Source organism: Intrasporangium sp., from assembly GCF_040414665.1.
Lineage (GTDB): Bacteria > Actinomycetota > Actinomycetes > Actinomycetales > Dermatophilaceae > Intrasporangium.
Window position 1 is genome coordinate 1 of record NZ_JBEDUL010000160.1, and the last position, 10,841, is coordinate 10,841.

The following is a 10,841-nucleotide window of genomic DNA, read 5'->3' on the forward strand; positions in this document are numbered from 1 at the left end:
GTCGCTCGCTGGGGCCGCTGTCTCCGGTGTACGCGAGAGATGGTCCGTCCGTGCTGATCCGGTAACCGAGGTTCGGCCACCTGTGCGGCAGTGCGGTGGCCTCGACCTCGAAGGGCCCCAGCCGCAGGCGCGCACCATCCTCCAGATGCGAGACGGTCACGGCACCCTGCAGGAGCTGGGGCCGGTCGAGAGCCAGTACGGCGTCGAGGGCGCCCGCGGGAGCATGGACCGGGAGGGCAAGCGCCGGATGGTCAGCGAAAACCCGGGCCCGGAGCAGCGGGCTGAGGTCCGCGCAGTGGTCTGGATGACCGTGAGTGACGAGGACGGCGTCGATCTCCCACGGAGGCACGACCGAGAACAGCAGTGGTGCGGTCGCGTAGCCGGGGTCGACGAGCAGCACATAGCCCTCGCGCTGCACGAGGTAGCCGCTGCACGCGCTGCCGGCTCGGGGCCAGCCACCGTCACCGCCCAGGACTGTGAGCCGCATGCCGCCCTCCTTCCCCTCGAGGGACGCTCCCCTCAGCAGGTGCCACCGACCAATCTAGGCGCCCTCGTCCGCCTCGCCTGAGCACGGTGACCCGTCTGTCCTGGCGGGGCGGCTCACGTACGAGGTCATGGAGTGGTGGGTGCGCGCAGGCTCGCTGGCCTTCCCGCTCGCCGACCGCACCATTGGAGAGCGTCGGTCCATGCCTGACGACTGAGTGCTCCTCCGCAGCGGGTAGGGGTGAGGCATGGCGGATCTTGCGGCATCAGAGCACCCACCGAAGGACGAGAGCCTGCTCACCGTCATCATCGCCCTTGCCGCAAACGTCCTCATTGCCGTCGCCAAGTCCGTCGCTGCGGCGTTCACCGGCTCAGCCTCCATGGTCGCCGAGGCCGCGCACTCGTGGGCCGACGCCGGCAACGAGGTCTTGTTGCTCGTCGCGGCCCGCCTGTCCACGAGGCCTCGGGACCGGACGCATCCTTTCGGCTACGGGCGAGAGGCCTACGTCTGGTCCATGTTCGCTGCCTTCGGCCTGTTCACCGCGGGCTCGATCGTGTCTGTCTGGCACGGCCTGCAGAGCCTTGCGGCCGAGGAGGCGGAGACCCAGTACCTCTGGGGCTATGTCATCCTCGCCCTGGCCTTCGTGCTCGAAGGCATCTCGTTCCTGCAGGCTCGTCGGCAGACGGTGCGCCTCGCGGCACGTTCCAGCCTCCACCCGCTGCGATACGTCGCGCTCACCTCGAACCCGACCCTGCGTGCCGTCTACGTCGAGGACGCAGCCGCCCTCATCGGCATCGTCCTCGCCGCTGGCGGCATGGGCCTGCACCAGCTCACCGGCAACCCCATCTGGGACGCCGCCGGCTCGATCCTCGTGGGGTTGCTGCTCGGAGTCCTCGCCATCTACCTCATCGGCAAGAACCGGGACTTCCTCGTCGGGCAGGCCGTCTCGGCCCCGATTCGCGCCCGCGCGCTCGCGGCCCTGCTCGAGACCGGGGAGATCGAGCGAGTCACCTTCCTGCACCTGGAGTTCGTCGGCCCTGGAAAGGTGTTCATGATCGCCGCCGTCGACATGACGGGTGATGAGCCAGAGACCCGGGTCGCAGAGCGAGTTGCCCGCGTCGAACGGCGCATCGAGGACCACGAGCTCGTCGAGCGGGCCCTGCTCACGCTGTCCACCCCGGGAGCCCCAGCCATCGAAGCGTAACCGGGACAGGGCGGCCCACAGCCGGGTAGCGTGAATCGTCACCGCGACGACCCCTGCGCGCCGACGCACCGGCCGCCGCCTCCACCATCACGGAGGTGCATCGAATGAAGCGGTTACCCGCCATCGCGGCTGCCACGGCAGCCCTTGCTCTCGGTTGGCTCATCGGCGCCCCGTCGTGGGCAAGCCAACCCGCGTATGACATCACGACGCTGGCCGGCAAGGTCGCCTCACTGCGGGGCACGGCCGGGCTGCAGATACGGTTCTCCAGCTTCATCGAGCAGGAGGCCGCCGACTCGTCCGCTGCCCCCACGGAGGCCCCGATCACGCCGGACCACGTGCTCTCCAGTCCGTTGGACGGCACGTCCGTCGCTCCCCCGGCGGTCACGGTCAACCAGGACCGCGCCGCCGCGCCGCAGAACGAGACGGCGATCGCCATCGACCCGAACAACCCGTCGCGCATCGTCGCGGCGGCCAACGACTACGTGACGCGGACCTGGACGTGCACGGTGAGCGGGCAGCCCTGCAGCGCGCTCGGTGACGGGTACTCCGGCACCTACTACTCCAACGACGGCGGCGCGACCTGGGCCGGCGAGTCCACCGACCCGGCCCACCTCGGCACACTCATCCCAGGCGTCGAACGCCTCACCGGGGGCATCTACGACGCGGGTGGTGACCCTGCGCTCGCGTTCGACAGCCGCGGCACCCCGTTCTACGCGGGCCTCGGCTTCAACCGGACGAGCGCACCCAACACCGTCGCGGTCAACCGGGGGTCGTTCAGCTCGAACGGCGCCCTCTCGTGGAACGCACCGACCTTCATCAACCAGACGACGTCGCCATCCACGCTGAACGACAAGGAGTGGATCGCCGCCGACGCCAACGCGGCCAGCCCGTTCCGGGACCGGGTCTACGTCTCGTGGACGCGGTTCCTCTTCAACCCGTCCAACGGCAGGTACGTCCAGTCGCCGATCTTCTTTGCCTGGTCCGACGACCACGGCCAGACGTTCAGCGCCCCGGCCCAGATCTCGGCCAACGTCAAGTACGACCAGGGTTCCCGGCCGGTGGTCACGCCTGATGGCGCGGTACACGTCTTCTTCGAGGGCTCGACGCGGCTCGCCACCCTCAACTCGACGTACGTCGTGACGTCGCACGACGGCGGCGTGTCATGGGGCAAGCCGGTGGCCATCGCGCCGGTCAACGACACGGCTGAGCTCGAGGACACGGTGTTCCGTGTCAACAGCTACCCGGCGGCTGCGGCCGCCCCGAACGGTGACCTCTACGCGACGTGGACGACGACGGAGGACGACACGTCGACCGCCGTCTACAGCCGCTCCACGGACGGTGGAGCGACGTGGTCACGCCCGACCGATGTCTTCGCGCCAGCGACCCGCACCCCCGTCGGGTACCCCGTGACCCAACCGGACGGGTCCACCCTCAACGCGCCCGGCCCCCGAGCGGTCGAGGACGTCTTCCCCGCCATCGACGTCGCCGGCAACGGGCGGGTCTACATCGGGTCCTATCGCGGCACGGTCGTCTCGCCCTGGCAGACGTGCGCGAGCGGGCCGCCACCGCCGGTGGGTCGCATCACGTGCGACACGCTTGGAAACTACATCGACAACACGCGGCTCGACTTCGTCGTCACCGACGTGACGACTCAGGTCACCCAGACCATGAGCACCCACCCGATCAACACCCGAAACGGGTTCGGCGGTGGTTTCATGGGCGACTACAACGACCTGTCGGCCGGACCGGACGGGACGTTCCACGCGTTCTGGACCGACACGAACAACGTCCAGACGGTCGTGTGGTTCTACGGAACCCAGTTCGTCCCGACCGACATCCACCAGGAGGACGTCGTCACGCGGTCCGGGAACTTCTAGGGCACCGCAGTGTTCTGGCCGGCCGTTCCGGGCGGTCCGGCCAGAACCCTGGGGAGGTACTCAAGCATCTGGATCCGTCCGTCGAAGGTGCGACTGGCGACCAGGTCGAGCGCAACGTCCGGGTAGCCGTCATAGATGCGGTCTCGCCCGGTGCTCCCGGTGATGACCGGGAAGATGCCCACCCGGAATCGGTCGACGAGGCCGGCCCTGAGGAGTGAACGGCACAGGGTGAGGCTGCCCAGCGTCGTCAGCGGCCTCGTGCCGGAGTCCTTCAGGTGCCGAACCGCCTCGACCGGATCCCCAGAGACCAGCTCCGTGTTCGGCCACGCGAGTGGATCGGTCAACGTCGTGGAGAAGACGAGCTTGGACCGGTCTGCCAGCACGTCGGTGCCCGGCTCGCCGGCCGTGGCGAGCTCCGACATGAGTCGGTAGGTCGTCGCACCCATGAGAATCGTGGAGTCGTCCGGTTGCTCGCCCAGCCAGGCGAGGTACTCGGGCCCCTCCAGTCCCCACCAGCCGGGCCAGCCCTCGGCGGCGCCGTATCCGTCGAGAGAGGTGATGAAGTCGACGAGCAGTTCAGGCATGACGTCCCCTTCCGAGGTGGTGTTCGTGTCGATCCTGGCGTCAGACGTCCACCCACCGTGTCAACCGTCCGCCGAGGGTTCCAGTCTTTTTGAGGCTGTCGCGGCGCGAAGGTCCAGCGCAGCGTGGTGAACCAGCCGGTCTCCCCGTTCGTGCACCAGTTGTGGTCCTCTCACATGCTGACGAGGCGGTCCTGCGCGGGCTGTACGACGAACACGCGGGCGCCCTGTTCCAGCACGTCCTCACACTCACGGCGGGCGACCGTGGGCGTGCGGAGGACATCGTGCAGGAGACCCTGCTGCGCGCCTGGCAGCACCCGGAGGCGATCCGACCCGAGCGTGGCCCGGTCCGCCCGTGGCTCTACACCGTCGCGCGACACCTCGCCGTCGACGCGGTCCGGGCTCGCGCCGCACGTCCTCATGAAGTGCCCGACACCGCGCTTGAGCGCCTCGAGAGTTCCGATGACGACATCGACCACGTGCTCGACGCCTGGATCGTCTCGGAGGCGCTCGCCGCGCTGAGCCCGGAGCACCGGGACGTCATCGTCGAGCTGTACTACCGGGGGCGTTCGGTCGCCGAGGCGGCCCAGGAGCTCCACATCCCCGCGGGAACCGTCAAGTCCCGCACGTACTACGCGCTGCGCGCACTGAGGCTCACGCTCGAGGAGAGGGGACTGACCCCATGACCTGCCACGACGTCCACCCGCTCCTCGGCGTCTACGTCCTCGGCAGGGCGGACCCGAGCGACCGGGCCACGGTCGAGCAGCATCTGCCGACGTGTGCCCGGTGCCGGGAGGAACTCGCCGAGCTCGAGGCCCTACCCGCGCTGCTCGCGAAGGTCACGCTCGCCGAGGCGGCTCGGCCCCACGACCCTCGGCCGCAACCCGTCCCCGTGACGCCGTCACCCGATCTGCTCTCGCGGCTTCTCACCGCCGCGGCGGACACGCGTGCTCGCCGTCGACGCCGGGTGTCGCTCCTGGCGGCAGCCGCCGTGATCGTCACGGCCGGGGTCGGCGCGCCCATCGCCCTCCGCACGTTCACCACGGAGCGGCCGCCGGAGGTCGCAACAGCACCGGCGTTGCCGGGCCCCCAGTCGTCGTGGAGCGCAGCCGACGCCACGTCCGGAACGCACGCGACGGTGCGACTGACACCGCAACCCGCGGGCACGGCGCTCGACCTGACCCTGAGTGGCGTGCCCGCGGGGACCCGCTGCACCTTGGTCGTCAGCCCGGTCGACGGCGCTCCGACTCCGGCCGCGAGCTGGCAGGCGGACTATGCGGGCGAGGCGACCGTCACCGGCTTCACGGCGACCCCGTTGAGCCAGATCACGCACCTGCGCATCGTGACGGCACAAGGTCGCACCCTCCTCACGATCACGCCTCCGCGAGTCGGGGACGAGTCGTCAGAGGCGACCACGACCTGAACCGATGGCATCCGAGGGCCGTGCCACACGACAGCCCGGTCCACTCCGGCTCCGGGCGATCGAGAGGCACTGGCCTCTCGGCGATCGATGAAGGAAGTGAAGGTCATCATGCGGATGCACACCCGCAACACACCCGACCACGCGCGGTCTGCGCTGGCCCCGCGAGCGAGCTCAGCGGCATACGGACGCCGTGTTCTGGTCGCCTCGCTCGCGGCAGGGGCGCTGGGACTGGCCGCATGCGGCGGCGGCGCGGCCAGTGGAAGCTCCGGCGGCGCCACCCCGACGATCTCCATCGTCGAGCCCACAGAGGGGGCGATGGTGTCCCAGCCGTTCACACTCAAGGTCAACTCGTCCGTGGACCTGGGCGCGACGGACACCGGCAAGGACCACTTCCACCTGACCTTCGACGGCAACGCTCAGCAGTACACCGTCGAGACGAAGCCGGAGGTGATGATCAACTCCCTGTCCCCCGGCAAGCACACCATCAAGGTGACGCTGCAGCACGCCGACCACTCGCCGATCGGCCCGGAGGCTCAGGTGAACGTCACCGTGGCGAAGGCCGGCGGGGGCCCGGCGAGCGCGCCAGCGCAGGGTGGAGGCAATGGTTACTGAGCTGTCCCGGCACCGCTCAGCGGTGACCGGAGGCACCGTCGAGCGGAACCGGCGCGCCAGCCGGTGGCTGCACGCGTCGGTCTACTCGCTGTCGCTCCTCCTGCTCGCGACCGGCCTCTGGCTGCTCCTCGGGCAGGAGGGCAACCCGAGCCTGCTCGCCCGCGCCAGTGGCCAGTCGGATGCGGTCCTTCACCGCTGGCTCGGCTACGCGCTCGCCATCGTCGCCGTGCTCGCCATCGTCGTCTGGTGGCGCGGGCTACGGCGGTTCGCCAAGGAGTCGGTGCGCTGGGATCGAGGTGACTCGGCGTGGCTCAAGGCCTGGCCGCTGGCAGCGTTCACGGGTCGGTTCCGTCGCCACGAAGGGGACTTCGACCCTGGGCAGCGGCTCGCGAACCTGGTCCTGGTCGGCACTCTGGTGCTGCTCGTGCTGAGCGGGCTCGTCCTGACGACGCTGCACGGGGGGCCGGCATTCGTCGTCGCCCACCGCGTCCACCAGTGGTCCACGTATGCATTCACCATCATGGTCGCCGGACACGTCGTCGTGGCGTCCGGCGTGCTGCCCGGTTATCGCGGCGCCTGGCGAGCCATGCACCTGGGCGGACGCCTGCGCCGAGACGTCGCATCGCGGCTCTGGCCCGCATGGGTCGAGCGCAACGCGGACGATGGAGACGACCTGGCCGCCCGTCGTGTGCGCCGGACGGGCTCGGGCAGACGTCCATGAGGCGCACGCTGCCGGATCGGGGTGGTCGCGGGAGTGTGGCGCCACGTCCTTGGGCGTGCCGGCTGCGGCAGTGCTGAGCCAGAGTGAGCAGTGCCGCAGTCGGGCGCGAGTTCAGTTGCGCTGGAATTGGCTCAGCGGCATACGGCAAATGGCGTATGCCGCTGAGCTCACTTTCGCACGCACGCCGGGCTCAGCGTGTGGCCACCTGTCAGTCGATCCAGCGGGCGGCTGCCTCGTAGGTGTCTGACGGAGTGGCATTGAAGGCGATGGCGGCGTCGGGGGCGTGGCGGCGCACCAGGTTGATGACCCGCTCGAACAGGCCCAGTTGCTCCTCGGCGCGGCGGACTCCCCCGCCGATGACCACGCACTCCCACGGTTGGGACTGAAGTGCCTCCGTCACCATCTCCTCGGGATTGTCGCTGCCGTCGAGGCCGAACAGGCAGAACTGTGCGCCGACCCCGTGGTCTGCGAACGTGATCCTGCCGAGCTCGATCCCCTCGGCGACCGGCTTGGGGTCCCATGGCCCGGGCACGCGGTACGGGTTCAGCCCGATGACGAGCACCCGAAGTGTGAGCTCTTGCCCAGAGATGTGCTCAGCCACGTGCCCAGCCTAAGGACCTGATGCCTCACGAGCACGCTCCCATCGGAGTCGCGAACTTGAGAGAATGGTTGTCATGACGGGATCCGGGCGGGATCGCGATGCGCATGGGCGTGCCCGGCAGGCGCGTCCGCGCGACGCCTTGGGACGGCCACTGGCCTACGGAGCCGAGGGCGTCGAGCCCGTGTCGGAGGACCCACTGCCACCCGTCGAAACCATCAGGGCAGCTCGTGAGCTCGTCGACGGGGGCCGCCCGTTTGCCGCCCACGAGGTCTTCGAGGCTCGGTGGAAGGCCGGGCCGGCCGAGGAGCGGGACCTGTGGCAGGGCTTGGCGCAGGTCTGTGTCGCGGTCACCCATGCGGCCCGCGGCAACCGGATCGGAGCGGAGCGACTCGCGGACCGGGCCGCCAAGCGGTTCACCGCCTATGCCGCGACGGGACGCACCACCTACGGCCTGGACCTCGACGACGTCATGGAATGGACGCGATCGCAGATCGCCTGACTCTTGCCGCGTGCTGCCGCCGTCCGTTTGGATCGAGCGATGAGCGACCGGTGGACGACTCCCGACAAAGACCCCCGCACCTACGGCAACCCCGTCGACGAGCTGCCGACGTACCGCGAGTACCTCGACAACTACCGCCTGACGATCGAGATGAAGTGCGAGGGCCTCGACGCGGACGAGCTCGCCCGTCGTTCCGTGCCCCCGAGCACCCTCAGCCTGCTCGGCCTCGTCCGGCACCTCGCCCAGATGGAGAACCACTGGTTCCAGCGGGTGCTCCAGGGTCGCACCGAGGGGCCGCGGCTCTACAAGACCGACGACGACTTCGACCGCGACTTCAACGGCGCCGAGCCGCGGCCCGCTCTCGTCGAGGACGCCTTCGCGACCTGGCACGCCGAGATCGCGAAGTCCAACGAGTGGCTCGACAGCCGGAACGGCAGCGATCTCGGCGAGCAGGTCGACGTCCACGGCGAGCGCGTCTCCGTCAGGGACATCCTCGTCCATGTCTTCGAGGAGTACGCCCGCCACGCCGGCCACGCTGACCTGCTGCGTGAGTGCATCGACGGGCGCACCGGCCAGTAGCGCTTCGCCGGCCCCTCAGACGCGCTCGAGGAACGCCAGCATGCGGCTGAGGACGCTCGCGGTGGCGGCGGGGTCGCTGCTCGGTAGCGATGCGTCGGTGAACAGGTGGGCGTCACCCGGGTAGACGAACAGCTCGCCGTCGTTGGCCTGGGCGACGAGCTCTCGAGCATGGTCGACGTCACCGTCACCCGCGAAGAACGGGTCAGCCTCCATCCCGTGCACCTGCACGGGGACGCCGGCCGGCCAGCCGTCGGCGAAGGCGTTGGCCGGTGCGCACGCCTCGAGGAGCACGGCGCCCCGGGCGCCCGCTCGGGTCTGGGCGAGGCGCTGCGCGGGCATGACGCCCAGTGACACGCCGGCGTAGACGAGGTCCGCCGGGAGAGCCCCCGCGACCTCGTCGGCCCAGGTGTCCTGGGCATCCGGGCCCTTGGCCTTGAGGACTGCGAAGCCGTCGTCAAGCGAGTCGAAGGTCCGGCCGTCGAAGAAGTCGGGGGTGTGCACGACGTGACCCGCCTCGCGAAGCGCGTCGGCGATCGCATGCACACCAGGGGTCAGCCCCTGCACGTGGTGGAACAGCAGCACTTCGGACATCAGTGAACCTCCATTAATCGAGAAATATGGATCGTTCGACAACTGTAGTCTCATTGCCGTGACGCGTCACGCCCCCGCTTCTCGACCCCCGGCGCCGGCCACTCCACCGCCGGGGCACGAGATCGCTGACCGGGTGGTGCTGACCCGCCCTGAACAGGTCCGTGCACTGGGCCATCCGCTGCGCACGACGATCCTCAGTCTGCTCACCGAGCGAGCGGCGTCCGTCGCGGAGCTTGCGGCGGCGACGCACCGGCCGAAGAGCACGATCGCCCACCACGTCGGCGTGCTGCACGATGCGGGTCTCGTGCAGGTCGTGCGCACCCGGCGTGTCCGGGCTGTCGAGGAGCGGTTCTACGGCCGGGCTGCCCGGACGGTCACCATCGCTGTCGACCCGGAGGGCACCGAGCTGCCCCTCGACTTCAACGACTTCGAGGTGGCCGCGCGTGAGTCGAGCGCGGCGTTCGAGGAGCGCCGCCTCTGGGCCTTTCTGCGACACGCGCGTCTCAGTGAGGAGCAGGCCAGCGACTTCTGGCGGCGGATCCGGGACCTGGTCGAGGAGTACGACCGGCTGCCTCGATCGGGTGACATGACCTACGGGCTGGCGGTCGGCATCTATCCGATCGCTGGGTACCCGAGGCTTCCCGAGGCTGGGGACCGCACCGACTGAAACTGCATTGGCCGTATGCCGCTGAGTTTCCTTGTCGTGCACGTGCACACCGACGCGGGACCGTCACGGTCGACCGTGGCAGGCTGGCTGCATGGGCACCGAGCACTTCGATGACAAGGCTGCAACCTGGGACGACGACCCCGAGAAGGTGAGACAGGCGCAGGACGTCGCCCGAGCGGTGAGCTCGGCGGTGCCGCTGGGGGATGCGACCCGGTTGCTCGAGTACGGCGCCGGCACGGCCCTGGTGACGCAGGCGCTGCTCGCCTCGGCCGGGAAGATCGGCGGAGTCACGCTCGCGGACAACTCCCCCGGCATGAGGGCGAGGTTGAGCGACAAGGTCAGCTCGGGTGTCATGCCCCCGGACACTCGTGTCTGGGACCTCGACCTGGAGAACGAGCCGGCACCTTCCGAGCGGTTCGACCTCATCGTGTCGTCGATGGTCATGCACCACGTCCACCAGCTCCCGACAGTGCTCGAGGCGTTCGCCGAACTGCTCGCTGACGGTGGCCACCTCTGCATCGCTGACCTCGACCGGGAAGACGGCTCATTCCACACCCACGACTTCGACGGCCATCACGGCTTCGACCGGGGCGACCTCGCGACAGCGCTCCAGCAGGCGGGGCTCGCGGACGTCACCATCAGGGATTGCACCCACATCATTCGAGACGGGGTGACGTATCCCGTCTTCCTGGCCATCGCCCGTGGGGGTGGGTCGGCGACTCTGGCCGGGGGTTGAGCCGAGTTCGTTCGAGGTATTGAACGGCTTTGGGGTTCAATGGGATTGGGTGGTGGATAACTCGCTCACCGGCGCCGTCGATGCGGTAGAGTCGAACGCATGATCGAGAGCCCGGGGGTGTCGCTGGCGGGTCTCGTGTCCGGGCTGGGGGACGAGGCGGCGGCCCGTCTGGACGACGCCGAGCTGGTGTCCTCGATCGAGGCGCTGGAGCGGGCCAAGGCGGCCTGCGCGGCCGCGCAGGCGCGGTTGACGGCGCGGTTCGTCGC

14 protein-coding genes are annotated in these 10,841 nt (G+C 69.5%); 10 read left to right on the top strand and 4 right to left on the bottom strand.

The window, feature by feature from the left end; translation table 11 throughout:
• Nucleotides 1-487 (bottom strand): MBL fold metallo-hydrolase (locus tag ABF401_RS17080; protein WP_353510781.1); only part of this gene is annotated, 487 nt, incomplete at its 3' end.
• Between the two features lie 244 nt (nucleotides 488-731).
• Here ABF401_RS17080 and ABF401_RS17085 point away from each other — a divergent pair.
• Both ABF401_RS17085 and ABF401_RS17090 read left to right on the top strand, forming a co-directional pair.
• Nucleotides 732-1,688, top strand: coding sequence for a cation diffusion facilitator family transporter (locus ABF401_RS17085; protein ID WP_353510782.1), 957 nt, complete (start codon nucleotides 732-734; stop codon nucleotides 1,686-1,688).
• A 104-nt stretch (nucleotides 1,689-1,792) separates the two neighbouring features.
• Nucleotides 1,793-3,565, top strand: coding sequence for an exo-alpha-sialidase (locus ABF401_RS17090; RefSeq protein ID WP_353510783.1), 1,773 nt, complete (start codon nucleotides 1,793-1,795; stop codon nucleotides 3,563-3,565).
• Here ABF401_RS17090 and ABF401_RS17095 read toward each other — a convergent pair.
• The gene (locus tag ABF401_RS17095) at nucleotides 3,562-4,149 is read right to left on the bottom strand and encodes a dihydrofolate reductase family protein (RefSeq protein WP_353510784.1); all 588 of its coding nucleotides are present in this window, start codon (nucleotides 4,147-4,149) and stop codon (nucleotides 3,562-3,564) included. The genes ABF401_RS17090 and ABF401_RS17095 overlap by 4 nt on opposite strands.
• Before the next feature lie 161 nt (nucleotides 4,150-4,310).
• On the opposite strand from ABF401_RS17095, the gene ABF401_RS17100 reads away from it, so the two are divergent.
• The 4 genes from ABF401_RS17100 (at nucleotide 4,311) to ABF401_RS17115 (ending at nucleotide 6,902) form a co-directional block, all read left to right on the top strand.
• Nucleotides 4,311-4,832, top strand: a complete 522-nt coding sequence (locus ABF401_RS17100; protein ID WP_353510785.1) for a sigma-70 family RNA polymerase sigma factor — start codon at nucleotides 4,311-4,313, stop codon at nucleotides 4,830-4,832.
• Nucleotides 4,829-5,569, top strand: a complete 741-nt coding sequence (locus ABF401_RS17105; RefSeq protein ID WP_353510786.1) for an anti-sigma factor family protein — start codon at nucleotides 4,829-4,831, stop codon at nucleotides 5,567-5,569. Before ABF401_RS17100 ends, ABF401_RS17105 begins: the two co-directional genes overlap by 4 nt.
• Nucleotides 5,570-5,656: 87 nt before the next feature.
• Entirely contained in the window at nucleotides 5,657-6,181 is a 525-nt protein-coding gene (locus tag ABF401_RS17110) for a hypothetical protein (protein WP_353510787.1), read from the top strand.
• Nucleotides 6,171-6,902 (top strand): cytochrome b/b6 domain-containing protein, encoded by a 732-nt coding sequence (locus tag ABF401_RS17115; RefSeq protein ID WP_353510788.1) that lies wholly within the window; start codon nucleotides 6,171-6,173, stop codon nucleotides 6,900-6,902. The genes ABF401_RS17110 and ABF401_RS17115 overlap by 11 nt, the downstream gene beginning before the upstream one ends.
• Nucleotides 6,903-7,110: 208 nt before the next feature.
• Here the strand turns inward: ABF401_RS17115 and ABF401_RS17120 are convergent, their stop codons facing one another.
• Nucleotides 7,111-7,503, bottom strand: a complete 393-nt coding sequence (locus ABF401_RS17120; protein WP_353510789.1) for a hypothetical protein — start codon at nucleotides 7,501-7,503, stop codon at nucleotides 7,111-7,113.
• A gap of 73 nt (nucleotides 7,504-7,576) precedes the next feature.
• On the opposite strand from ABF401_RS17120, the gene ABF401_RS17125 reads away from it, so the two are divergent.
• Together ABF401_RS17125 and ABF401_RS17130 are read left to right on the top strand one after the other, a co-directional pair.
• Nucleotides 7,577-8,002 (top strand): DUF309 domain-containing protein, encoded by a 426-nt coding sequence (locus ABF401_RS17125; RefSeq protein WP_353510790.1) that lies wholly within the window; start codon nucleotides 7,577-7,579, stop codon nucleotides 8,000-8,002.
• A gap of 39 nt (nucleotides 8,003-8,041) precedes the next feature.
• Nucleotides 8,042-8,581 (top strand): DinB family protein, encoded by a 540-nt coding sequence (locus ABF401_RS17130; RefSeq protein ID WP_353510791.1) that lies wholly within the window; start codon nucleotides 8,042-8,044, stop codon nucleotides 8,579-8,581.
• A 15-nt stretch (nucleotides 8,582-8,596) separates the two neighbouring features.
• Here the strand turns inward: ABF401_RS17130 and ABF401_RS17135 are convergent, their stop codons facing one another.
• Nucleotides 8,597-9,172 carry a dienelactone hydrolase family protein gene (locus ABF401_RS17135; RefSeq protein WP_353510792.1) on the bottom strand — a complete coding sequence of 192 codons (576 nt, stop codon included), beginning with the start codon at nucleotides 9,170-9,172 and terminating at the stop codon, nucleotides 8,597-8,599.
• Between the two features lie 58 nt (nucleotides 9,173-9,230).
• Here ABF401_RS17135 and ABF401_RS17140 point away from each other — a divergent pair, with 58 nt between their 5' ends.
• Both ABF401_RS17140 and ABF401_RS17145 read left to right on the top strand, forming a co-directional pair.
• Nucleotides 9,231-9,839, top strand: coding sequence for an ArsR family transcriptional regulator (locus ABF401_RS17140; protein WP_353510793.1), 609 nt, complete (start codon nucleotides 9,231-9,233; stop codon nucleotides 9,837-9,839).
• Between the two features lie 91 nt (nucleotides 9,840-9,930).
• Nucleotides 9,931-10,575: a class I SAM-dependent DNA methyltransferase gene (locus ABF401_RS17145; protein WP_353510794.1), complete on the top strand. Its 645-nt coding sequence runs from the start codon at nucleotides 9,931-9,933 to the stop codon at nucleotides 10,573-10,575.
• Nucleotides 10,576-10,841: the final 266 nt, after the last annotated feature.

Coding starts and splice junctions, on each gene's coding strand:
- ABF401_RS17090 (WP_353510783.1), top strand. CDS start 1,793: ATGAAGCGGTTACCCGCCATCGCGGCTGCCACGGCAGCCCTTGCTCTC.
- ABF401_RS17130 (WP_353510791.1), top strand. CDS start 8,042: ATGAGCGACCGGTGGACGACTCCCGACAAAGACCCCCGCACCTACGGC.
- ABF401_RS17095 (WP_353510784.1), bottom strand. CDS start 4,149: ATGCCTGAACTGCTCGTCGACTTCATCACCTCTCTCGACGGATACGGC.
- ABF401_RS17135 (WP_353510792.1), bottom strand. CDS start 9,172: ATGTCCGAAGTGCTGCTGTTCCACCACGTGCAGGGGCTGACCCCTGGT.
- ABF401_RS17145 (WP_353510794.1), top strand. CDS start 9,931: ATGGGCACCGAGCACTTCGATGACAAGGCTGCAACCTGGGACGACGAC.
- ABF401_RS17085 (WP_353510782.1), top strand. CDS start 732: ATGGCGGATCTTGCGGCATCAGAGCACCCACCGAAGGACGAGAGCCTG.
- ABF401_RS17115 (WP_353510788.1), top strand. CDS start 6,171: ATGGTTACTGAGCTGTCCCGGCACCGCTCAGCGGTGACCGGAGGCACC.
- ABF401_RS17110 (WP_353510787.1), top strand. CDS start 5,657: ATGAAGGAAGTGAAGGTCATCATGCGGATGCACACCCGCAACACACCC.
- ABF401_RS17125 (WP_353510790.1), top strand. CDS start 7,577: ATGACGGGATCCGGGCGGGATCGCGATGCGCATGGGCGTGCCCGGCAG.
- ABF401_RS17105 (WP_353510786.1), top strand. CDS start 4,829: ATGACCTGCCACGACGTCCACCCGCTCCTCGGCGTCTACGTCCTCGGC.